Source organism: Streptomyces chartreusis (assembly GCF_008704715.1).
GTDB lineage: Bacteria > Actinomycetota > Actinomycetes > Streptomycetales > Streptomycetaceae > Streptomyces > Streptomyces chartreusis.
In genome coordinates this window covers 7,436,786-7,459,707 of the sequence record NZ_CP023689.1, presented here as the reverse complement: position 1 = coordinate 7,459,707, position 22,922 = coordinate 7,436,786, and the positions used below count along the sequence as shown (strand labels likewise).

Sequence of the window (22,922 nt, the reverse complement as noted above, 5' to 3'; positions counted from 1 at the left end):
CCAGGCTCGGGCCACTTCATGTTCCAGTCAAGAGTGCCGCAAAGACCGACAAATACCGGTGCCGACGTCCCAAGTGGACGTCGGCACCGAGACGTTGACGATCAGTCACGTCATCCGACGAGGTTGTCCGCCAGCTCCTCGCTGAGGTTGGCCTCGGTGCCCGGGATGCCGAGGTCCTGGGCCCGCTTGTCCGCCATGGCCAGCAGCCTGCGGATACGGCCGGCGACGGCGTCCTTGGTCAGCGGCGGGTCGGCGAGCGCGCCCAGCTCCTCCAGGGAGGCCTGCTTGTGCTCCATGCGCAGACGTCCGGCGGCGGCGAGGTGCTCGGGGACCTCCTCGCCGAGGATCTCCAGGGCGCGCTGGACACGGGCACCGGCGGCGACGGCCGCGCGGGCGGAGCGGCGCAGGTTGGCGTCGTCGAAGTTGGCGAGGCGGTTCGCCGTGGCGCGGACCTCGCGGCGCATCCGGCGCTCCTCCCAGGCGAGCACGGACTCGTGCGCGCCGAGGCGGGTGAGCAGGGCGCCGATGGCGTCGCCGTCACGGACGACGACCCGGTCGACGCCGCGCACCTCGCGGGCCTTCGCGGCGATCGACAGCCGGCGGGCGGCGCCGACCAGGGCGAGCGCGGCCTCGGGGCCGGGGCAGGTCACCTCCAGGGAGGAGGAGCGGCCGGGCTCGGTGAGCGAGCCGTGCGCGAGGAACGCGCCTCGCCAGGCGGCCTCGGCGTCACAGGTGGCCCCGGACACGACCTGCGGGGGCAGGCCGCGGATCGGGCGGCCCCGCCCGTCGACCAGACCGGTCTGCCGGGCCAGCTGGTCACCGCCCGCAACCACCCGTACGACGTAACGCGAGCCGCGGCGCAGCCCGCCCGGGGCCATCACGATCAGCTCGGAACTGTGGCCGAAGATCTCCAGGATGTCGCGCTTGAGGCGGCGGGCCGCCATGGCGGTGTCCAGCTCCGCCTCGATCACGATGCGCCCGCTGACCAGGTGGAGGCCGCCGGCGAACCGCAGAATGGCGGAGACCTCCGCCTTCCTGCAGCAGGTCCGGGTGACGGGGAGTCGGGAGATCTCATCCTTCACCGCTGCCGTCATCGCCATGGGCCGATCCTTCCATGCATCCGAAAAATACGGTCGTACGCGGCGGCGAGGAGCTCCGGGTCGTGCCGGGGCGTCCCGTCCGTCCGGGCCACAGGCGCCAGCTCGACCGCCGCACCGAGCCGCTTGGCGGCCTCGGTGAGGACATCGCGGTCGGGCACGGCGGCCTCGTCGGCCAGCACCACGTCCAGGGCGAGTTTAGGGGCGTGTCGTCCCAAAACCTCCAAATGACGCTGCGGGGAGAAGCCCTCTGTTTCTCCCGGCTGCGGCGCGAGGTTCAGGGAGAGTACCCGGCGCGCCTTCGTCTCGGTGAGCGCGTCCAGGAGTTCCGGCACGAGCAGGTGCGGGATGACCGAGGAGAACCAGGACCCGGGGCCGAGCACCACCCAGTCCGCGTCCCGGACGGCGGCGACGGCCTCCGGGACGGCCGGCGGGTCGAGCGGCACGAGGTGCACCGACTGCACCTCACCGGGGGTGAGGGCGACTGTGGCCTGTCCGCGAACGGTGTCGACCTCCTCGGGCCGGTCCGGGTCGTGGCCCTTGACCAGGGCCTGGAGCTCCAGCGGCACGGCCGACATCGGCAGCACGCGCCCGTGCGCGCCGAGCAGCTTGCCGACCAGGTCGAGCGCCTGGACGTGATCGCCGAGCTGCTCCCACAGGGCGACGATCAGCAGATTGCCGACCGCGTGGTCGTGCAGGTCGCCCTGGGAGTGGAAGCGGTGCTGGATGACGCGGGCCCAGGTCTGGCCCCAGTCGTCGTCGCCGCACAGCGCGGCCAGGGCCTTGCGCAGGTCGCCGGGCGGCAGCACGCCAAGCTCGTCGCGCAGACGCCCGCTGGAGCCGCCGTCGTCGGCCACGGTGACGACGGCGGTAAGGTCGCCGGTGATCCGGCGCAGTGCGGCGAGCGAGGCGGACAGACCCATACCGCCGCCCAGGGCGACGACCTTGGGCTGGGTGCCACGGCGGCGTGGTCGGCCGCCCCGGGCCTCGGCGGGCCGGCTTGCGCGTGACTCGGGCATCGCCCGGCGCAATCTGCTCAGCCGCGGAGTACGTGCCGTCATTCCCGTCCCATGTCCCGGTGTACGACCACCGTCTCCACGCCCTGGGAGGCGAGGCGGGCGGCGAGCTTTTCGGAGGTGGCGACCGAGCGGTGCTTGCCGCCGGTGCAGCCGACCGCGATGGTCACGTATCTCTTGCCCTCGCGACGGTATCCGGCCGCGACGAGCTGGAGCAGCTCGGAGTAGCGGTCGATGAACTCCTTCGCGCCGGGCTGGTTGAAGACGTACGCCGACACCTCCTCGTTGAGGCCGGTGTAGGGGCGCAGCTCCGGGACCCAGTGCGGGTTGGGCAGGAAGCGCATGTCCACGACCAGGTCGGCGTCGACCGGGAGGCCGTACTTGAACCCGAAGGACATGACCGTGGCCCGCAGCTCGGGCTCCTCCTCGCCGGCGAACTGGGCGTCCATCTTGGCCCGCAGTTCATGCACGTTGAGGCTGGAGGTGTCGATCACCAGGTCGGCGTCGCCGCGCAGCTCGCGCAGCAGCTCCCGCTCGGCGGCGATGCCGTCGACGATACGGCCGTCGCCCTGGAGGGGGTGCGGGCGGCGCACCGACTCGAAGCGGCGCACCAGGGCGTCGTCGGAGGACTCCAGGAAGACGATCCGGCGCGTCACGCCCCGGGTGTCGAGGTCGGAGAGGGACTCGCGGAGGTTGTCGAAGAAGCGCCGGCCGCGGACGTCGACGACCACCGCGATCCGCGCCACGTTGCCCTGGGAACGGGCACCGAGCTCCACCATCGTGGGAATCAGCGCGGGCGGGAGGTTGTCGACGACGAACCAGCCGAGGTCCTCCAGACACTTGGCCGCCGTCGAGCGGCCGGCCCCGGACATGCCGGAGATGATCACGAGCTCGGGGATGGCCGCCTCGGGGGCCCCGGCCGTGTCGCTACCCGTACTCACCTGTGCTCCGTCGTTCTGAGGTGCGTCCTGCTGGGTGAGATCCTCGCCGGTCTTCTTGTGCGTTTCCTGGGCCTGCTGATCTCGCTCGCCTGTGGGCTGTGTGTGGTGCTCGCTCATCTCTCCTGCCCCCGTCGTTCGTCCGGGGCGCCCGCGGACACGGGCTCCCCCGAGGTCTCCGCCGTCGTTTCGGATTCCTCGTCATCCATGATCTCTCCAGTCGCCGTGTTCACGGCGGGCGCGGCCGGGGCCGCCTGGGCGAAGGCCGCGGCAATGGTCTCGGCCGTCTTGCGGCCTATGCCGGGGACCTCGCAGATCTGGTCGATGGTCGCAGCTCGCAGCTTCTTCACCGAACCGAAGTGCTTGATCAGCGCCTGCTTGCGGGTCTCGCCGAGGCCGGGGACGTCGTCCAGGGGGCTGGCCCGGAAGCGCTTGGCGCGCTTGGTGCGCTGGTAGGTGATCGCGAAGCGGTGGGCCTCGTCACGGACGCGCTGGAGCAGATAGAGGCCCTCGCTGCTGCGGGGCAGGACGACCGGGTCGTCGTCGCCGGGCAGCCAGACCTCCTCCAGGCGCTTGGCGAGGCCGCAGACAGCGATGTCGTCGATGCCGAGCTCGTCCAGGGCCCGCTGAGCTGCGGCGACCTGCGGCTGGCCGCCGTCCACGACGACGAGCTGGGGCGGGTAGGCGAAGCGCTTGGGGCGGCCGTCGTCGTCCTTGAGGCTGCTGGTGAGGGCGTCGGGGGACGTGGTGGTCAGGTCGTCGGACGGCGTGTCGCCGGACGGGGTGGAGGACGCCTCGCCGAACGTGTCGGAGGACGTGTCGCCGAAGGAGTCGGACGGCGTGTCGCCAGTGGAGTCGGACGGCGTGCCGGCGAGGGTGCTCTCGCCGTCGGACCACTCGCCCGTGCGCTCCTTCTCGGCGAGGTAGCGCCTGAAGCGGCGGGTGATCACCTCGTGCATGGACCGGACGTCGTCCTGGCCCTCGAAGCCCTTGATCTGGAAGCGGCGGTACTCGCTCTTGCGGGCCAGGCCGTCCTCGAAGACGACCATGGAGGCCACGACGTCGTCGCCCTGGAGGTGAGAGATGTCGTAGCACTCGATCCGCAGCGGGGCGCTGTCCAGGTCGAGGGCGTCGGCGATCTCCTCCAACGCGCGCGAGCGGGTCGTCAGGTCGGAGGCCCGCTTGGTCTTGTGCAGGACGAGGGCCTGCTGTGCGTTGCGCTCCACCGTCTCCATGAGGGCGCGCTTGTCGCCGCGCTGGGGGATGCGCAGCGAGACATTGGAGCCGCGGCGCCCGGACAGCCACTCCTGCACGGGCTCCAGCGGGTCGGGCAGGGCCGGGACGAGCACCTCCTTGGGCACCGCGTCCCCGGTCTCCTCGCCGTAGAGCTGCTGGAGAGCGTGCTCGACGAGGGCGCCGGTGGTGATCTCCTCGACCTTGTCGGTGACCCAGCCGCGCTGGCCGCGTACGCGTCCGCCGCGGACGTGGAAGATCTGCACGGCCGCCTCCAGCTCGTCCTCGGCGACGGCGATGAGGTCGGCGTCGGTCGCGTCGGCGAGCACGACCGCGTTCTTCTCCATGGCCTTCTTCAGGGCCTCGATGTCGTCGCGCAGGCGGGCGGCCCGCTCGTACTCCATCTCCTCGGCCGCCTCCATCATCTGCTTCTCCAGGCGGCGCAGATAGGTGCCGGTGCGGCCGGTCATGAAGTCGCAGAACTCGTCGGCGAGTTCACGGTGGTCCTCGGCGGAGACGCGGCCCACGCAGGGGGCGGAGCACTTGCCGATGTAGCCGAGCAGGCAGGGGCGGCCGGTGCGGGAGGCGTTCTTGAACACGCCGGCCGAGCAGGTGCGGACCGGGAAGACGCGCAGCAGTAGGTCGACGGTGTCCCGGATCGCCCACGCGTGCGCGTACGGCCCGAAATACCTGACGCCCTTCTTCTTGTGACCGCGCATCACCTGCACACGCGGGAACTCCTCGTTCATCGTCACCGCGAGATAGGGGTAGCTCTTGTCGTCGCGGTATTTGACGTTGAACCGAGGGTCGTACTCCTTGATCCAGGAGTACTCCAGCTGAAGGGCCTCGACCTCCGTGGACACCACCGTCCACTCCACGGACGCCGCCGTGGTCACCATCGTGCGGGTGCGCGGGTGCAGGCCCGCCAGGTCCTGGAAGTAGTTCGCCAGGCGCTGGCGCAGGCTCTTCGCCTTTCCGACGTAGATCACCCGGCGGTGCTCGTCGCGGAACCTGTACACCCCGGGAGAGTCGGGGATCTGTCCCGGCTTGGGGCGGTAGCTGGAGGGGTCGGCCATGTCTCACACCCTACTGGCGCCCGGTGACAGTCCGGCGAGCCTGTGGATAACCTCCGCCACAGTCGGCGGATCACCGGGAAGGCGGGAACGCCCGGCACCGGACCTCCGGAGTACGACCGGCACAGGACATCCGTCTCTGCCCTCGGTGACCTGCGGCGTCGGGGTGCGCCCCGGCCGGAGTGACCCCGGCCGTCGGGGCGAGGGCTCGCGGGGGCGGGCGTGCTGGGTCCGCGCCCCGGGGCCGCGGGCGTGGGTGTGCGTCCTGCGCCGGGGGCCGTAGGTCGATCTCCACAATCGCCAGGTGCTCGTCGCCACGGTCCGGCGTGCTTTCCCGCAGAGAACGGCCCCGCCGTTGTAGGCCTTCAGTTGCGTGCTCGGCAACGCCGGCCCGGACACGGCGACTTGATGTGGACGTATCGCGACTCGGCCAGGAGTGGGCTGCTGTTGGGCATCAGGTGTTGTCGGGACTTGGTCAACACGCTTCAATGCGGGGGAACTCGGGGAACTGAACGGCGGCGTACGGATGTGAACACCCCCCGACGCCCCGACGGGGTGACCCCGATCAGTCGCGTGAACGGTCTGACCAGCCGTTGTGAAACACCCACAGAAAGGCCCCTGCATGCCGCACGCCACACAGCACGCGGACATCGCCGCCGTCGCCTCCGCGGAACTGGACTCGGCCCTGCGAGGCGGCCCCTTCCATGCCGCCCTGCGTGCAGCGATAGCCGCCCGGGGACTGCCTCTCCAGCGCGTGCAGCACCACCTGTCCCGTCGCGGTGTGAAGGTCGGCGTCACCAGCCTGAGCTACTGGCAGCAGGGGGCCCGGCGGCCCCAGCGGCCCGAGTCACTTCGTGCGGTGCGGGCGCTGGAGGAGATCCTTCAGCTGCCGGAGGAGTCCCTGATCAGGCTGTTGTCCGAGGCCGACGAGCACTCCGCCCTCCAGCAGCCCGCCGCCCGCTCCTACCGCTCCCTGGTGGAGGCCTCGGGCATGCTGGAGCGGCTGCTGGCCGAGCTGGACTGCCCCGTCGACGGCGGCCTGCACACCCTCGCCCACCACGAGCAGGTCCGGATCGGGGCGCGCCGTGAGCTGGCGGGACGCGAGTCGCACCACATAGTGCGGGCCCACAAGGACGGCGTGGACCGTTTCGTGGCCGTCCACCACGGCGACCCGGGGTGCACCCCGGAGCGCATGACCGTGCACGCGCTGGAGAACTGCCGCACGGGCCGGGTCCGTTGGCACCACGACACCGGTGTCCTCGTCGCCGAGCTGCTCTTCGGCACCCGCCTGCGGGCCGGCGACACCTACCTCTTCCGCTACGGCGTCGAGGACGGCACGGCCGACGTGTCCCGCGAGTACGCCCGCGGCTTCCCTCTCGCGGGCGGCCAGTACGCCCTCCAGGTCCGCTTCGCCGAGCACGCCCTCCCGGCCCGCTGCCACCGATTCGCCCAGCACTCGGCGGCGGCACCGCGCAGTGGCCGCCAAGGGCTGGCCATCAGCGGGCTGCACCGGTCCGTCCACCTTGTCGAGCCACGGGTGCGGACGGGGATCGTGGGCATCGGGTGGGAGTGGGAGTGAGCCGTCCTCTCGGGCGCTCGTGGCCCCGCCTCGGGCTGTCCGCGGACTGGCGGCCACCTCGCGTTGCCCGCGGCCGGCGCCACCGCGCGCTGTCCGTAGCCTGATCGCGCTTCTGCTGCCTCATCGCGCTTCGGCTTCTGAGGTCGGTCCGCTGATCTCGGGAGGCCCTGGTGCGCCTCCACACCCCTCGCTCCTAAGGTTCCTCTCGATGCTGCCGGTCCGGGACGTAAACGATTGCGCAAGCGTTTACGTCCGCCCCCGGATGGGATACCTTCCCCGCCAGAAGAGAAACTGCGGCGGCCCGGGACGAGGCGCCGCGCGGGGGCGACGGAGAGGGAGAGCGTCTCGATGGCGACCATGGCCGACGTCGCGCGGCGTGCCGGCGTGTCCGTAGCGACCGTCTCCCATGTGCTGAACGAAACCCGCCACGTGCTGCCCCACACCCGCCAGGCGGTACTGGACGCCATGGAGGAGCTCGGCTACACGCCCAACACCCTCGCCCGCTCTCTGGTGACCTCCCGCACCCGGTCCATCGGGCTCGCGGTGTCGGCGATCAGCAACCCGTACTTCACGGAGATCCTCCAGGGCGTCGAGGCCGCGGCCCTGGAGCACGGCTACAGCCTGCTCATCGCCGACCCGCACGACGATCCGGTGCATGAACGCAAGGTCGTGCAGCTTCTGCACGAGCGTCGCGTGGACGGCATGATCGTCGCGCCCTCCGCCGATCCGCGGGAGCTCCTCGCCTACCTGGGGCGCCACAAGGTGCCGGCCGTCCTCCTCGACCGCGTGGTCGACGCCCCGGCGGACGGCTCGACGGAGTTCGACCAGGTCTGCGCCAACAGCGCCGAGCCCACGGCCCGGCTCGTCACCCATCTCGCCGGTCTCGGTCACCGGAGGATCGGCCTCGTCGCCGGCCTTCCCGGGCTCAGCACCACCAGTGAGCGTCTCGCCGGATACCGGGACGGCCTGGCGGCCGCCGGACTCGCCCACGACGAGGGGCTCGTCGTGCACGGCAATTCCGAGTCGCCCGGCGCCGAACAGGCCACGACCGCGCTCCTGTCGCTCACCTCGCCGCCCACCGCTCTCGTCACCGCCAACAACGCGATGACCATGGGCGCCCTGCGCAGCCTGCGCGACCACGGGCTGTCCGTGCCCGATGACATCGCCCTGTGCTGCTTCGACGACTTCGCCTGGGCCGATCTGTTCTCCCCCAGGCTGACCGCGATCGCCCAGCCCAGCAGGGACATCGGCGCCCAGGCGGTGAGCGTGCTGCTGGACCGTCTCGCCGCACCGGACCGGCCCGCCCGGACCGTGCGTCTCCCCTGCACCTTCGTGCACCGCACGTCGTGCGGCTGCCCCGAACAGTCCCTGACGTCCGTGAAAGGAACCGCCTCGTGATCGTCGTCGCCGGTGAGGCCCTGATCGACCTGGTACCGCAGGGCACGGGCGCCCTCGCGAGCCTGAAGCCGGCGCTCGGCGGCGGCCCCTACAACACCGCCGTTGCCCTGGGCCGACTCGGCTCCCCCGGTGCTTTCTGCTCCCGGACCTCCTCCGACGCGTTCGGTGAGGCCCTCCTGGACGGGCTGCGGGAGGCCGGGGTGGACGTGTCGGCCGTGCAGCGCGGGATAGAGCCGACGACTCTCGCGGTCGCCACCATCGACGAGAAGGGGTCGGCCGCCTACTCCTTCTATGTCGAGGGCACCGCCGACCGGCTCTTCACGGCACCCGCGGAGCTGCCCACTCAGACCCGCGCGGTTTCCTTCGGCACCTGTTCGCTCGTCCTGGAGCCGGGGGCGAGCGCGTATGAGGAGCTGATGCGGAGTGCGGCCGCGCAAGGGGTGTTCACCGCGCTCGACCCGAACATCAGGGCCGGACTGATCCCCGACCCGGATGGCTACCGGGCCCGGTTCAAGAGCTGGCTGCCGTCGGTGACGCTGCTCAAGCTCTCCGAGGAGGACGCGGAGTGGCTGGGCGGCACGCCGCGTGAGTGGCTGGAGGCGGGACCCGCTGCCGTGGTGATCACGCGGGGCGGTGACGGGCTGACCGCGTTCACACGGGACGGCGCCGTGCACTCCGTACCGGGCGAGGCAGTCGACGTCGTGGACACGATCGGTGCGGGCGACACCGTCAACGCGGCGCTGTTGCACGGTCTGGCGGCCCTGGACGCCCTGTCCGCCGAGGCGCTCGTGGGACTCGATGCCGACGGCTGGACACGGCTGCTGCGGTTCGCGGCGCGGGCTGCCGCGATCACCTGTTCCCGGGCGGGTGCCGAACCGCCGTACGCCTCCGAACTGGGGGACTTCTAGGAGGCGTTGCGCGCTTCCTTCATTCCGCTCTTGAGGAGTCAAGGTCCTTCGCGGCCGCCTGGCTCGGGCCGCTGATGATCCAACGGGCGGCGCCCCGCGGGGAGTTCCCGCGGGGCGCCGCCCGTTTCGGTATTTCTTCGGACTCGTCGCTCGCCGAGGTCAGGCCTTGCGGGCCCGCGTCGTCTTCTTCGCGGGAGTCGTCTTCTTCGTGGCGGCTGCCTTCTTGGTGGCGCCGGTCGCCTTGTCGGTGGCCTTGTTGTTGGCCGCCTTCGTGGTTCTCGCCGTCGCCGTCTTCTTCGCCGCCGTCCTTGCCGCGACCGTCTTCTTGGCCGCCGCCTTGCGCGGGGCCTTCACCGAGGCCGCGTCGCTGATGCGGTCGGCGCCGAGGACCTCGCGCAGGAACTTGCCGGTGTGGCTGGCGGGCACCGCGGCGACCTCCTCGGGCGTGCCCTCGGCGATGACCAGGCCACCGCCGGCGCCGCCCTCGGGGCCCATGTCCACGAGCCAGTCGGCGGTCTTGATCACGTCGAGGTTGTGCTCGATGACGATGACCGTGTTGCCCTTGTCGACCAGGCCGGAGAGGACCTTCAGCAGCTTGCTGATGTCCTCGAAGTGCAGACCGGTGGTCGGCTCGTCGAGGACGTAGACCGTGCGGCCGGTGGAGCGCTTCTGGAGCTCGCTCGCGAGCTTCACGCGCTGCGCCTCACCGCCGGACAGGGTGGTCGCCGACTGGCCGAGCCGGACGTAGCCGAGTCCGACGTCGTTCAGCGTCTTCAGGTGGCGGTTGATCGCCGGGACGGCCTCGAAGAAGTCCATGGCCTCTTCGATCGGCATGTTCAGGACCTCGGAGATGGACTTGCCCTTGTAGTGGACCTCCAGGGTCTCCCGGTTGTACCGGGCGCCGTGGCAGACCTCGCACGGGACGTACACGTCCGGGAGGAAGTTCATCTCGATCTTGATGGTGCCGTCGCCCGCGCAGTTCTCGCAGCGGCCGCCCTTGACGTTGAAGGAGAAGCGGCCGGGCTGGTAGCCGCGGACCTTCGCCTCGGTGGTCTCGGCGAACAGCCTGCGGATGTGGTCGAAGACACCGGTGTACGTCGCAGGGTTCGAGCGCGGGGTGCGGCCGATGGGCGACTGGTCGACGTGCACGACCTTGTCCACGAGGTCGTCGCCGTCCACGCGCGTGTGCCGCCCCGGGACGTTCCGGGCGCCGTTGAGCTCGCGGGCCAGGTGCGTGTACAGGATGTCGTTGACCAGCGTCGACTTGCCCGAGCCGGACACGCCCGTGACGGCCGTGAACACGCCCAGCGGGAACGAGACGTCGATGTCCTGGAGGTTGTTCTCCCGGGCACCGTGCACCGTGAGCAGCCGGGACGGGTCGTGCGGGCGCCGGATGTCGGGCACCGGGATCGCTTTCTTACCGGCCAGGTACAGGCCGGTCTGCGACTCGGCGTTGGCGAGAAGCTCCTTCAGGGAGCCGCTGTGCACGACCTTGCCGCCGTGCTCACCGGCGCCGGGGCCGATGTCGACGATCCAGTCGGCGGTCTTGATGGTGTCCTCGTCGTGCTCGACGACGATGAGCGTGTTGCCCATGTCGCGCAGTCGGACGAGGGTCTCGATCAGCCGGTGGTTGTCGCGCTGGTGCAGACCGATGGACGGCTCGTCGAGGACGTACAGCACGCCGACGAGTCCGGAGCCGATCTGGGTGGCCAGGCGGATGCGCTGGGCCTCGCCGCCGGAGAGCGTGCCGGCCGCGCGGTTCAGCGAGAGGTAGTCCAGGCCGACGTCGACCAGGAACCGCAGTCGTTCGTTGACCTCCTTCAGCACGCGCTCGGCGATCTTCTTGTCGCGGGCGTTGAGCTTCAGCTCGCCCAGGAACTCCGCGCAGTCGCTGATCGACATCGCGGAGACCTCGGCGATCGACTTCTCCATGATCGTGACCGCGAGGACGATCGGCTTCAGTCGCGTGCCCTCACAGGTGGGGCAGGGCACCTCGCGCATGTAGCCCTCGAAGCGCTCACGGCTGGCGTCACTCTCGGCCTCGCTGTGCCGGCGCTTGACGAAGGGGACGGCCCCTTCGAAAGGCGTCGTGTAGACGCGCTCGCGGCCGTACCGGTTGCGGTAGCGCACCTCGATCTGCGTCTTGTGGCCGTACAGCAGGGCCTTCTTGGCGCGCTGCGGCAGGCCCGCGAAGGGGATGTCGGTCCGGAAGCCGAGCGCGTCCGCCAGGGCACCGATCAGACGGCCGAAGTAGTCCTTGGTGTGGCCGTGCGACCAGGGGTGGATGGCGCCCTCGTCGAGGGACTTGTCCTCGTCCGGGACGATCAGCTCGGGGTCGACCTCCATGCGCGTGCCGATGCCGGTGCACTCGGGGCAGGCGCCGAACGGCGAGTTGAAGGAGAAGGAGCGCGGCTCCAGCTCCTCGAAGGAGAGGTCGTCGTACGGGCAGTACAGGTGCTCCGAGTACATGCGCTCGCGCTCGGGGTCGTCCTCGGGAAGGTCGACGAAGTCGAGCACGACCATGCCGCCGGAGAGCCCGAGGGCGGTCTCCACGGAGTCGGTGAGGCGGCGCTTGGCGGAGTCCTTCACCGTGAGGCGGTCGACGACCACCTCGATGGTGTGCTTCTCCTGCTTCTTCAGCGTGGGCGGGCTGGACAGCTGGATCGTCTCGCCGTCCACGCGCGCGCGGGAGTAGCCCTTGGTCTGGAGGTCGGCGAAGAGGTCGACGAACTCGCCCTTGCGCTCGCGCACCAGCGGCGACAGCACCTGGAAGCGGCTCCCCTCCGGCAGCTCCAGGACCCTGTCGACGATGGCCTGCGGCGACTGGCGGGAGATCGGCCGGCCGCACTCGGGACAGTGCGGCTTGCCGATGCGCGCGAAGAGCAGCCGCAGGTAGTCGTAGACCTCGGTGATGGTGCCGACCGTCGAGCGCGGGTTGCGCGAGGTCGACTTCTGGTCGATGGAGACGGCCGGGGACAGACCCTCGATGAAGTCGACGTCCGGCTTGTCCATCTGGCCGAGGAACTGCCGGGCGTACGACGACAGCGACTCCACGTAGCGCCGCTGTCCCTCGGCGAAGATGGTGTCGAAGGCCAGCGAGGACTTGCCCGACCCCGACAGGCCCGTGAAGACGATGAGCGAGTCGCGTGGCAGGTCGAGCGAGACATTCTTCAGATTGTGCTCGCGCGCGCCACGGACGATGAGACGGTCGGCCACGCCGGTCCGCACCTTTCTTGAGAGAAGTGACACGAAGGCGAGGCCCCCGTGTGTTCTCGGACTCGAGTCCCCCGTGCTTTCTCAGACTAGGGGGCGCCACTGACAACGCCGGTCGGATTCCCGGATGCGTCAACAATCCCCGACCATCCAGCATGCCCGACGCCACGACCGACCCTATAGCACGCGCATTCGATTTACGGCACTCGTTCACCACCTTCACCCAAAGGTGTGGCGGGGCTAATGTCAGCACCATGATTGATCACGCTCGTGACCTGGTGTCTGTACGTGAAGCTACCGATCGGCTGCTCACCGCAGCGGCAAAACTGGACAACGCGTCAGTGGCCGAGCCGTCACGGCTCCCCGGCTGGAGCCGCGGCCACGTCCTCGCACACATCGCCCGCAACGCGGACGCCCTCGTGAACGTCCTTCAAGGGCGTCCCATGTACGTCTCCGCCACCGCCCGGGACGCCGACATCGAGCGCGACGCCCCGCGCCCCCTCGATGTCCAGCTCACGGACGTGCGGGAGAGCGGCAGCCGCTTCCAGGAGGCGGGCGCCGTGCCCGCGGACTGGGCGCGCACGGTGGAGCTGCGGAACGGCGTGACCGACGCGGCGGCCAGGGTGCCGTTCCGGCGGTGGGTCGAGGTGGAGCTGCACCACGTCGATCTCGGGATCGGATACGAGCTTGAGGACCTCCCGGCGGAATTCGTGGAGCGGGAGATCGACTTCCTCGCGGACCGGTTCACCGGGCACGCCGACGTGCCGCCGACCCGGCTCACGGACGGCACGCGCGCGTGGAGCACGGGCCGGGAGGCGGACGCCGCCGAGGTCACCGTCCGGGGCACCGCGCCCGACCTGCTCGGCTGGCTCGCCGGGCGCCGCGACGGGGCCGGGCTGACCGCGGAGGGCGGCGTACTGCCGGCGCTTCCGCCGCTGTAGCGCCGGGGGCCACCGGCCGCCCTGCCAACGCTTTCGCCGCTGTAGCGCCGGGGGCCACCGGCCGCTCCGCCGCTATAGGCTGCCGCCATGACGTACAGCGGACAGGTGACGGTCGGTGGCCCCGCCGACGTGCATGAGCTCAAGGACCTGATGATCACCAAGATCGCGGTCGGCCCGATGGACAACAACGCCTATCTGCTGCGGTGCCGGGCCACGGACGAGCAGTTGCTGATCGACGCCGCCAACGACGCGGACACGCTGCTCGGCATGATCGGGGACGACGGCATCGCGTCCGTCGTCACCACGCACCAGCACGGCGACCACTGGCAGGCGCTCGCCGCGGTCGTCGAGGGCACCGGCGCCCGCACGTACGCCGGACGGGACGACGCCGACGGCATCCCGGTGCCGACCGACGTACTGGTCGACGACGGCGACACCATCCGAGTGGGGCGCGTGGAGCTCACCGCGCGCCACCTGGTGGGGCATACGCCGGGCTCGATCGCTCTCGTCTACGACGACCCGCACGGGCACCCGCACGTCTTCACCGGCGACTGCCTCTTCCCCGGCGGCGTGGGCAACACCCGCAAGGACCCGAAGGCGTTCGCCAGCCTGATCCACGACGTCGAGACGAAGATCTTCGGCACGCTGCCCGACGAGACGTGGGTCTACCCCGGGCACGGCAACGACACGACGCTGGGCGCCGAGCGGCCGCATCTGCCGGAGTGGCACGCGCGGGGTTGGTGAGCCCGAACCGGGAGCAGACGCGGGGCCTTTGAACGAGGCAGACGTGGGGCCGTTGAACGGTTAGGAGCGCGGGGCCAATCACCGCGCGCCCCGCGCACGCGCCCCGTGTGAACCGTTCACACACTCTGGTGTCATGCGCGCGCTCCCGGCGCGCGTTGTTGCGCAGTCAACTGGAAGCAGCCCCGCGAAGGATGACGGCTCCTGAGCGGAAAGGGCCGCCGGTCTCTCAATCCCCGCCCTCGACCGGCGGCCCCGGCGGGCTCTCGCGCGAGTGTTCACAGGAACGCAACACCCGTTCCCAATATGCGGACATTCACCGTCGTGACCTCGACAAAGTCGACGATGTACTGTCAATCTCGCGCCATGCACCCTGCCCCTCGCGCGCTGCGCCGCGCCGTCGCCGTCGCAACGACCGCCCTGCTCGCCACCGCTCTCGGCTGTGCTCCGCAGCCGGACGAGAAGGCCGCCGACGCGCCGTCGGGTGCGGCCGGGAACACCTGCGCCAAGGGCAAGTTGGCCACGAAGACCTCCGGCAAGCTGACCGTCGCCACCGACGAGCCCGCGTACGAGCCCTGGTTCAAGGACGACAAGCCCGCGGGCGGTGAGGGCTTCGAGTCGGCGGTCGCGTATGCCGTGGCGAAGCAGCTCGGCTACGACAAGAGCGCGGTCGTCTGGCAGAGCGTCCCGTTCAACAAGGCTTTCGCGCCCGGCGCGAAGACCTTCGACTTCGACATCAACCAGGTGTCGATCAGCGACGAGCGCAAGAAGGCCGTGGACTTCTCGTCCGGCTACTACGACGTCCGCCAGGCCGTCATCGCGCTGAAGGACAGCAAGGCGGCCAAGGCGAAGAGCGTCGCCGATCTGAAGGGCCTCAAGCTGGGCGCGCAGGTCGGGACCACGAGTCTCGACTACATCGACGACGTGGTGAAGCCGACCCAGGAGGCCGCCGCGTACGCGAAGAACGACCAGGCCAAGTCGGCGCTGAAGAACGGGCAGGTGGACGCCATCGTGGTCGACCTGCCGACCGCCTTCTACATCACCGCGGCCGAGGTGACGGACGCGACGATCGTCGGCCAGTTCGAGAACCAGGGCGGTACGCCCGAGCAGTTCGGGCTCGTCCTCGACAAGGGCAGCGCGCTGACCCCGTGTGTGACGGACGCTGTGGACGCCCTGCGCAAGGACGGCACCCTGGACAGGCTCGAGCAGCAGTGGCTGTCCGACGCCGTCGACGCCCCGGTGCTCAAGTGACGGTCACCAAGGAGGAGTCCGGCCAGGAGGGGGCGGACGGCGACGGCGGCAGGTCCGGCGCGGGTGACGGCTACGTCCCCTCGCAGCGGCGGCTCGACCGTGAGCGCCACAAGCGGGCCCGGGCCCGCCGTGCCACCGCCATCGGCGCCCTCTCCACCCTGGTCACCGGTGTCGTCCTCTACCTGGTCGTGGTCAACGCGCCGGGCTGGCCGCGCACCAAGGAGACGTTCTTCGACCAGGAGTACGCGCGCGAGGCGTTCCCCAAGGTCCTCGATGGGCTGTGGCTCAACGTCCGGCTGCTGCTGATCTGCGGCGCCTGCGTGCTGGTCCTGGGGATGCTGATCGCCGTCGCACGCACGCTGCGCGGCCCGGTGTTCTTCCCGCTGCGCGTGCTGGCGGCCGCCTACACGGACTTCTTCCGGGGCCTTCCGCTCATCATTAACCTCATGATCGTCGTCCTCGGCGTCCCCGCGCTGCGGCTCCAGGGCGTGACCGTCGATCCGGTGCTGCTGGGCGGCACCGCCCTCACCCTGACGTATTCGGCATACGTGGCCGAGGTGTTCCGCGCGGGCATCGAGTCCGTGCACCCCTCGCAGCGCGCCGCGGCACGCTCGCTCGGTCTCACCAACCGGCAGGCACTGCGGCACGTGGTGCTGCCCCAGGCGGTACGCCGTCAGGTGCCGCCGCTGCTGAACGACCTGGTGTCGTTGCAGAAGGACACCGGGCTGGTGTCGATCGGCGGCGCGGTGGACGCCGTACGGGCCGCGGACATCATCGTGGGCCGCAGCCTCAACTACACGCCCTACATCGTCGCCGGCCTGATCTTCGTGGCGCTGACCATTCCGATGACGCGCTTCACGGACTGGGTGACGGCGCGCATGGACCGTCGGCGCGCCCAAGGAGGTGCCCTGTGAGCGACGCACCCGTGCTGCGCATGGAGTCCGTCCGCAAGACCTTCGGCGACTCGGTGGTACTGCGGGACGTCGACCTGGAGGTCGCCCCGCACACGGTGACCGCGCTGATCGGTGCCTCCGGCTCCGGCAAGTCCACGCTGCTGCGGTGCGCGAACCTGCTGGAGGAGATCGACGACGGCGCGATCTGGCTGGACGGCGAGGAGATCACCGACCCACGCGTCGACCAGGACGCCGTACGCCGCCGTATCGGCGTGGTGTTCCAGGCGTACAACCTCTTCCCGCACATGACGGTCCTGGAGAACATCACCCTCGCCCCGCGCCGGGTGCACGGGCAGTCCCGTGCCGAGGCCGAGGCACACGCGCGTGAGTTGCTGGAGCGGCTGGGGCTCGCCGAGAAGGCGGGCGAGTACCCGGACCGGCTGAGCGGCGGCCAGCAGCAGCGGGTCGCGATCGTCCGCGCGTTGGCCGTACGTCCGCGGCTGCTGCTGCTCGACGAGATCACCGCCGCCCTCGACCCCGAGTTGGTGGGCGAAGTTCTCGCCGTCGTCCGCGACTTGAAGGCGGACGGGATGACGATGGTGCTGGCCACGCACGAGATGGGGTTCGCCCGCGAGGTCGCCGACCAGGTTTGCTTTCTGGACGGAGGGGTGGTGCTGGAGCACGGCACGGCCGAGCAGATCTTCGGTGATCCGCAGCAGGAGCGCACTCAGCGCTTCCTGCGTCGCATCGTGGAGGCCGGGCGGCTGTAAGGACCGCACCGCTATGGCGGGCGGTCCTTACAGCTGTGCCTCCCGCGTCCGCGGGACATCTGCGCCTTCCAGCGTCCGCGGGCCGGCCGCGTCAGGTGTTCGTCTGTCCCGCTCCCACCAGCGCCGCGACCCGCTCCACGCCGAACACATAACCCTGCACACCGCACCCGGCGATGACCCCGTCGGCGCGCAGTGAGACGTAGGAGTGGTGTCGGAAGGACTCGCGCTTATGGATGTTGGAGATGTGGACCTCCAACACAGGAATGCCGTCGCAGGTGTTGAGCGCATCCAGGATCGCCACGGAGGTGTGCGAGTAGGCGCCGGGGTTGATCACGATCCCGCAGTGGTTCAGCCGAGCCTCGTGGATCCAGTCGACCAGCTCGCCCTCGTGATTGGACTGCCGGAGGTCGATCGTTCCGCCGTGCGCGGCCGCCGCCTTGGCGCACAGGGCCTCGACATCGGCCAGGGTCTCGGAGCCGTAGATCTCCGGCTGGCGCTGGCCGAGCAGGTTCAGGTTGGGGCCGTTGAGGATCATGATCGGGGCGTTGGCCAGGGTGCGGGGCACGGTTCCTCCGGTCCGTTCGAAGTGCGGCGGTGCGTCGATGACCGCTGCTCAGACCCCGGTTTATCACGATGCACCGAGCACGCATCGCGCCCTACCCTCCGGACATGACCACGATCTCGTACCCTGCCAAGCCCTCCCCGGGCGACCGCGTCGCCGTCGTCTCGGCCGCCGCGGGCCTCCCCGGGCTGTTCCCGCTGCCCTTCGAACTGGGCCTGGAGCGGCTGCGCAAGGAGTACGGACTCGAACCGGTCGAGTACCCGACGACCCGCAAGCTGGGCGCGACGCCGCAGGAACGCGCCGACGACATCCACGCCGCATTCGCCGACCCCGGCATCAAGGCGGTCATAGCCTCGATCGGCGGCGACGACCAGATCACCGTGCTGCCATTGCTGGACCGGGAGTTGATCCGGGCGAACCCGAAGCCGTTCTTCGGGATGAGCGACAACACGAACCTGCTGATGTTCCTGCGCAACACCGGGATCGTCGGCTATCACGGCGCCACCGTGATGTGCGAGCTGGGCCGCCCGGGCGCGATGCACCCGCAGACCGCCGACTCGCTGCGGGCCGCACTGTTCACCTCCGGCGAGTACGAACTCCGGCCCGCCGAGCGCTGGAACGACATCAACCGCGACTGGGCCGACCCCGCGACCTTCGACGCGGAGCCGGAGACACGGCCCGGCGCCGGATGGACCTGGGTGAACGCCGACCGGGTGGTGGAGGGCCGTACCTGGGGCGGCTGCCTGGAGATCGTCGGCTGGCTGCTCATGGCCGACCGGGAGATCGCGCGTGACCCATCGGAGTACGACGGCGGGGTGCTGCTGCTGGAGACGTCGGAGGAGATGCCGAGCGCCTCCGAGGTCTTCTGGACCCTGCGCAACATGGGCGAGCGCGGGCTGCTCCAGCGATTCTCCGCACTCCTGATGGGCCGGGCGAAGACCTGGTCCTTCGAGCGCCCCAACGGCCCCGAGGAGGCGGATCGTTACGCCGCGGACCAGCGGGAGGCCGTGCTTCGGGCCATGCGTATGTATGCCCCGAACACCACGGTCGTCTTCGACGTGGACTTCGGCCACACCGATCCACAACTCGTGATCCCCTACGGCGGCACCGTCCGCGTCGACGGCCCTGCCCGGCGCATCACCGTCACGTACTGACGAAACCCCAGCGCGCCCGTACGCCCCCGTAACCGGCGATCACGGTGGGTAGTTGACGCAGCATGCACGATGCACGCACAGTCAAGGCACCCCCGTCCATGCTGCGGCTCGCGGGCGCCTCGCTCGCCGGGACGGCCATCGAGTTCTACGACTTCTTCGTCTACGGAACCGCGGCGGCGCTGGTCCTCGGGCCGCTCTTCTTCCCGACGTTCTCGCCGGTGGCGGGAACCCTGGCCGCGTTCGCCACGTTCGGGGTGGGCTTCGTGGCACGGCCCCTGGGGTCGGTGCTGTTCGGGCACATCGGGGACCGCCGCGGACGCCGGCCGGTCCTGGTCGCCTCACTGCTGCTGACGGGGGCGTCCACGGTCGCGGTCGGCTGCGTACCGACGTACGACACGATCGGTGTGGCCGCTCCCCTGCTGCTGCTCGTGCTGCGTTTCCTCCAGGGACTGGGGCTCGGCGGCGAGTGGGGCGGGGCCGTCCTGCTGACCGTCGAGCACGCGCCGCCCGGCCGGCGGGGTCTGTGGTCCAGCTTTCCGCAGGTCGGGCCCGCGCTGGGTTTCCTGCTCGCCAACGGTGTGGTGCTGGGGCTGTCGGCGACGCTGTCCGACGCGCAGTTCGCCTCGTGGGGCTGGCGTGTGCCTTTCTGGGCGGCGGGTGTGCTCGCGCTGGTGGGGTTGTGGCTGCGGTCGTCGCTCGCCGAGAGTCCCCGGTTCCTGGAGATCGACGACCACGCGCGCGTGCCGCTCACCGAGGTCGTGCGCGACCACTGGCGGCTCGTACTGCTTACGGCGGGCGCGCTCGCGATCGGGTACGCGATCTTCTACGCCGTGACGACCTGGTCCCTGGCGTACGCCACCGAGCGGCTCGGTGTGAGCCGGGGCGTCATGCTGACCTGCATCATGGCCGCGGTGGTGGTGAAGGGCTCGCTGACACCGCTGGTGGCGATCCTCGGCGACCGGTACGGGCGCCGGCCGCTGTGCCTCATCGGGTGCACGGCGTCCGCGCTGTGGATGTTCCCGCTGGTCGCGCTGCTCGCCACGGGTCAGCCGCTGCTGATGTTCCTGGGCTTCCTCGGCGCGATGCTCGCCTTCATCACCATGTTCGCCGTGATCGCCGCGTATCTGCCGGAGCTGTACGAGCCCCGGGTGCGCTGCACGGGCGCCGCGGTGGGCTACAACCTCGGTGGGGTCGTCGGGGGTGCGCTCACGCCGATCGTGGCGACGGCGCTCGTCGAGCAGAGCGACGGGCGGGTGCCGTGGGGTGTGGGTGCGTATCTGACCGGGGTCGCGCTGCTGAGTCTGGGGTGCTTCACGCTGCTGCCGGAGACGCATCCGGTGCCGGCCTCGGCTGCGGAGCCCGCCACTGGGTGACGGGCTCCGCAGTCGGGGCGGGTTCACGGATTGATCGCGAGCTCCAGGTAGGCCGCGAACAGCACCAGGTGGACGCCGCCCTGGAGCGGCGTCGCCCGCCCCGGTACGACCGTCAGCGAGCTCACCACCACCGTCAGGGCCAGCAGCACCATATGAGTGGGGCCGAGGCCGAGGACGAGCGGGCCGGTGAGCCAGACGGAGGCCAGGGCGACCGCCGGGATGGTCAGTCCGATGCTGGCCATCGCCGAGCCGAGCGCGAGATTCAGACTGGTCTGCACACGGTCACGGCGGGCGGAGCGCAGTGCCGCGATCGTCTCCGGGAGCAGCACCAGCAGGGCGATGACCACGCCTACGGCGGCGTGGGGCAGGTCGGCGGCGGCCACTCCGTCCTCGATGGTCGGCGACACCCCCTTGGCCAGGCCGACCACGCCGATCAGGGCGAGGCCCAGCAGGCCCAGGCTCACCATCGCCGTACGCGCGGAGGGCGCGTCGGCGTGGTCGTCACCGTCGATCACGTCGCCCTGCCGCGTGATGGGCAGGAAGTAGTCGCGGTGCCGCACGGTCTGCGTGGTCACGAAGAGGCCGTACAGGATCAGTGAGGAGACCGCGGCGAACGTCAGCTGCACCGTGGAGAACTCCGGGCCGGGCTTGCTCGTGGTGAACGTCGGCAGCACCAGGCTGAGGGTGGCCAGGGTGGCGACGGTCGCCAGGGCGGCGCCGGTGCCCTCGGGGTTGAAGACGGCCGTGCGGTGCCGCAGCGAGGCTACGAGCAGAGACAGGCCGACGATGCCGTTGCAGGTGATCATCACGGCCGCGAAGACCGTGTCGCGGGCAAGGGTGGCGCTCTTGTCGCCGCCGTCGACCATCAGGGTCACGATCAGGGCGACTTCGATGATCGTGACGGCGACGGCGAGGACGAGGGAACCGAAGGGTTCGCCGACGCGGTGCGCGACCACTTCGGCGTGGTGAACGGCTGCCAGGACGGCACCCGCGAGGACCAGCGTCACGACTGCGACGACCGCGCCGGGCAGGTCCCGTCCCCAGGTGAAGGCCAGCAGGATGACCGCGAGCACCGGGACGAGGTACGTCCAGCCCGTCGCGAGCGACCTGAGCCGATCGATCATGGAGCGATCGTCGCAGAGGGGTTGAGGGTTCGCATTCTGGTCCGTGTGGTTGTCAGGACGGTGGTCGGGCGGCCCCGCGCCCTCGGGGTGCGGGGCGCCTGTGCTTCTTGTGTCGCTACGCGAAATCGGTCATCTCCTGTACGTCGCAGTCCGTGAAGGACGGCGGCCTCGTGCACAGCGCGGCCATCTGCTCCGCGAACTTGGTCGTCTCGGGGTCGTCACTGTTGCGCATCGCGTCCTCGTGGGAGTCGAACTCGATCACCACGAGGTAGCGGTTGGTCTGCGCCCGGTCCTTGATGACGAGGCGCCGTGTGGGGCCGCCGTCGCGGCCCGCGAAGCGCTGTTCCGTCTCTCGGGCCAGCTCCCGCATCTCGTCGATGCGCTCGGTCTCGAAGTCGATGATCTGTACGAACTTCATGGGTGCGTCCACAGGTGCCTCCACCCCCGGCCGTGGTGTCCCCCGGCGAGGACATCCAGCACCCAAAGAAGCACCGGGAGTGGTGCTCGGCAATTCGCCGAGCACCACTCCCGGTGATGGTTCTTCCTACGTCCGACATGGTCAGACGTCGATGCTGTCCTTCGGAGCGCCATCGCTCCGCTCCTGCGCCGCCTCGGCCGCCGCCTGCTTCTTGGAGGCCCTCAGGCTGGTGATCGTGGTGACGATCAGGACCGAGCAGATCACGCCGAGCGAGACCGGAATGCTGATCTCGGGGACGTGGACCCCGGACTCGTGCAGTGCGTGCAGCACCAGCTTCACACCGATGAAGCCGAGGATGATCGACAGGCCGTAGCTCAGGTGGACCAGCTTCTTCAGCAGTCCGCCGATGAGGAAGTACAGCTGTCGCAGACCCATCAGCGCGAACGCGTTGGCCGTGAACACGATGTACGGGTCCTGCGTCAGGCCGAAGATCGCCGGGATGGAGTCCAGGGCGAAGAGCACGTCCGTCGTACCGATCGCGAGCATCACGACCAGCATCGGGGTCATGACCCGCTTGCCGTTCTCCCGGATCCACAGCTTGGTGCCGTGGTAGCGGTCGGCGACACCGAACCTGCGCTCGGCCGCCTTCAGCAGCTTGTTCTCCTCGAACTCCTCTTCCTCGTCGCCGGACCGGGCCTCCTGGATGAGCTTCCAGGCGGTCCAGATCAGGAAGGCGCCGAAGATGTAGAACACCCACGCGAAGCTCGCGAGGATCGCGGCGCCGGCGGCGATGAATATCGCTCGCAGCACCAGGGCGATGAGGACACCGACCAGCAGCACTCGCTGCTGGTACTGGGACGGCACGGCGAACTTCGCCATGATCAGAACGAAGACGAAGAGGTTGTCGACGCTCAGCGACTTCTCGGTGATGAAGCCGGCGAAGAACTCACCGCCGGCCTGTCCGCCGCCGAAGATCAGCAGGCCGAGCCCGAAGAGGCCAGCCAGCGCGATCCAGACGACCGTCCAGATTCCGGCTTCCTTGATTGATACGTCGTGCGGCTTTCGGCCGATGAAGAAATCGACCGCGATCAGGGCGGCAAGGCCCACGATGGTCAAGACCCACAGGGTCGTTGAAACTTCCACTGCGCCTCCGGCAGTACGTAACGGCAGATGTCAGCGTCGTCGCGCGCCGGAGGTCTCTTCCACCCACGATGGGCCGACGCCCCGGGATCTGGCCGGA

The 22,922-nt window shown here is 70.1% G+C and carries 19 protein-coding genes; 10 read left to right on the top strand and 9 right to left on the bottom strand.

The window, feature by feature from the left end; all coding sequences use genetic code 11:
• Window positions 1-110: 110 nt before the first annotated feature.
• Genes whiA through uvrC form a run of 4 tightly spaced genes read right to left on the bottom strand, consistent with a single transcriptional unit; the run spans window position 111 to window position 5,360 of the window.
• A complete protein-coding gene (whiA, locus tag CP983_RS32850; protein ID WP_062719176.1) occupies window positions 111-1,100 on the bottom strand; it encodes a DNA-binding protein WhiA in 990 nt (329 codons plus the stop codon).
• Window positions 1,091-2,158 (bottom strand): gluconeogenesis factor YvcK family protein, encoded by a 1,068-nt coding sequence (locus tag CP983_RS32845; protein ID WP_107907169.1) that lies wholly within the window; start codon window positions 2,156-2,158, stop codon window positions 1,091-1,093. The genes whiA and CP983_RS32845 overlap by 10 nt, the downstream gene beginning before the upstream one ends.
• A complete protein-coding gene (gene rapZ / locus CP983_RS32840; RefSeq protein WP_030952638.1) occupies window positions 2,155-3,171 on the bottom strand; it encodes an RNase adapter RapZ in 1,017 nt (338 codons plus the stop codon). The genes CP983_RS32845 and rapZ overlap by 4 nt, the downstream gene beginning before the upstream one ends.
• Window positions 3,168-5,360 (bottom strand): excinuclease ABC subunit UvrC, encoded by a 2,193-nt coding sequence (gene uvrC, locus CP983_RS32835; RefSeq protein ID WP_150503632.1) that lies wholly within the window; start codon window positions 5,358-5,360, stop codon window positions 3,168-3,170. The genes rapZ and uvrC overlap by 4 nt, the downstream gene beginning before the upstream one ends.
• Before the next feature lie 619 nt (window positions 5,361-5,979).
• Between uvrC and CP983_RS32825 the strand changes: the two genes are divergently transcribed.
• The 3 genes from CP983_RS32825 to CP983_RS32815 all read left to right on the top strand — a co-directional run bounded on the left by CP983_RS32825 (window position 5,980) and on the right by CP983_RS32815 (window position 9,242).
• Complete coding sequence (locus CP983_RS32825) at window positions 5,980-6,936, top strand: hypothetical protein (RefSeq protein WP_125524004.1); 957 nt, start codon at window positions 5,980-5,982, stop codon at window positions 6,934-6,936.
• A 348-nt stretch (window positions 6,937-7,284) separates the two neighbouring features.
• Window positions 7,285-8,334, top strand: a complete 1,050-nt coding sequence (locus CP983_RS32820) for a LacI family DNA-binding transcriptional regulator (protein ID WP_150503630.1) — start codon at window positions 7,285-7,287, stop codon at window positions 8,332-8,334.
• On the top strand, window positions 8,331-9,242 hold the full coding sequence (locus CP983_RS32815; RefSeq protein WP_150503628.1) for a carbohydrate kinase family protein: 912 nt from the start codon (window positions 8,331-8,333) through the stop codon (window positions 9,240-9,242). Before CP983_RS32820 ends, CP983_RS32815 begins: the two co-directional genes overlap by 4 nt.
• Before the next feature lie 159 nt (window positions 9,243-9,401).
• Here the strand turns inward: CP983_RS32815 and uvrA are convergent, their stop codons facing one another.
• A complete protein-coding gene (gene uvrA, locus CP983_RS32810) occupies window positions 9,402-12,458 on the bottom strand; it encodes an excinuclease ABC subunit UvrA (RefSeq protein ID WP_125524007.1) in 3,057 nt (1,018 codons plus the stop codon).
• Window positions 12,459-12,709: 251 nt separating this feature from the next.
• Between uvrA and CP983_RS32805 the strand changes: the two genes are divergently transcribed.
• The 5 genes from CP983_RS32805 (at window position 12,710) to CP983_RS32785 (ending at window position 17,051) form a co-directional block, all read left to right on the top strand.
• The gene (locus CP983_RS32805; RefSeq protein WP_150503626.1) at window positions 12,710-13,396 is read left to right on the top strand and encodes a maleylpyruvate isomerase family mycothiol-dependent enzyme; all 687 of its coding nucleotides are present in this window, start codon (window positions 12,710-12,712) and stop codon (window positions 13,394-13,396) included.
• Between the two features lie 87 nt (window positions 13,397-13,483).
• Window positions 13,484-14,140 carry an MBL fold metallo-hydrolase gene (locus CP983_RS32800; RefSeq protein ID WP_093745612.1) on the top strand — a complete coding sequence of 219 codons (657 nt, stop codon included), beginning with the start codon at window positions 13,484-13,486 and terminating at the stop codon, window positions 14,138-14,140.
• A 363-nt stretch (window positions 14,141-14,503) separates the two neighbouring features.
• Window positions 14,504-15,388 carry an ABC transporter substrate-binding protein gene (locus tag CP983_RS32795; protein WP_150503624.1) on the top strand — a complete coding sequence of 295 codons (885 nt, stop codon included), beginning with the start codon at window positions 14,504-14,506 and terminating at the stop codon, window positions 15,386-15,388.
• Window positions 15,385-16,302 carry an amino acid ABC transporter permease gene (locus CP983_RS32790; protein WP_150503622.1) on the top strand — a complete coding sequence of 306 codons (918 nt, stop codon included), beginning with the start codon at window positions 15,385-15,387 and terminating at the stop codon, window positions 16,300-16,302. The genes CP983_RS32795 and CP983_RS32790 overlap by 4 nt, the downstream gene beginning before the upstream one ends.
• A 20-nt stretch (window positions 16,303-16,322) precedes the next feature.
• Complete coding sequence (locus CP983_RS32785) at window positions 16,323-17,051, top strand: amino acid ABC transporter ATP-binding protein (RefSeq protein WP_125524016.1); 729 nt, start codon at window positions 16,323-16,325, stop codon at window positions 17,049-17,051.
• A 91-nt stretch (window positions 17,052-17,142) separates the two neighbouring features.
• Here CP983_RS32785 and aroQ read toward each other — a convergent pair whose 3' ends face one another.
• Complete coding sequence (gene aroQ, locus CP983_RS32780; protein ID WP_150503620.1) at window positions 17,143-17,616, bottom strand: type II 3-dehydroquinate dehydratase; 474 nt, start codon at window positions 17,614-17,616, stop codon at window positions 17,143-17,145.
• Window positions 17,617-17,720: 104 nt separating this feature from the next.
• Here aroQ and CP983_RS32775 point away from each other — a divergent pair, with 104 nt between their 5' ends.
• Both CP983_RS32775 and CP983_RS32770 read left to right on the top strand, forming a co-directional pair.
• Window positions 17,721-18,767, top strand: coding sequence for a S66 family peptidase (locus CP983_RS32775; RefSeq protein ID WP_150503618.1), 1,047 nt, complete (start codon window positions 17,721-17,723; stop codon window positions 18,765-18,767).
• A gap of 62 nt (window positions 18,768-18,829) precedes the next feature.
• Window positions 18,830-20,140, top strand: a complete 1,311-nt coding sequence (locus CP983_RS32770) for an MFS transporter (protein WP_373309874.1) — start codon at window positions 18,830-18,832, stop codon at window positions 20,138-20,140.
• Between the two features lie 23 nt (window positions 20,141-20,163).
• Here the strand turns inward: CP983_RS32770 and CP983_RS32765 are convergent, their stop codons facing one another.
• From CP983_RS32765 to CP983_RS32755, 3 genes are all read right to left on the bottom strand, one after another.
• Window positions 20,164-21,264, bottom strand: coding sequence for a calcium:cation antiporter (locus CP983_RS32765; protein WP_125529734.1), 1,101 nt, complete (start codon window positions 21,262-21,264; stop codon window positions 20,164-20,166).
• Between the two features lie 115 nt (window positions 21,265-21,379).
• A complete protein-coding gene (locus CP983_RS32760; RefSeq protein ID WP_107907406.1) occupies window positions 21,380-21,682 on the bottom strand; it encodes a hypothetical protein in 303 nt (100 codons plus the stop codon).
• 141 nt (window positions 21,683-21,823) lie between these two features.
• Window positions 21,824-22,825: a TerC/Alx family metal homeostasis membrane protein gene (locus CP983_RS32755; protein WP_030967239.1), complete on the bottom strand. Its 1,002-nt coding sequence runs from the start codon at window positions 22,823-22,825 to the stop codon at window positions 21,824-21,826.
• Window positions 22,826-22,922 lie beyond the last annotated feature (97 nt).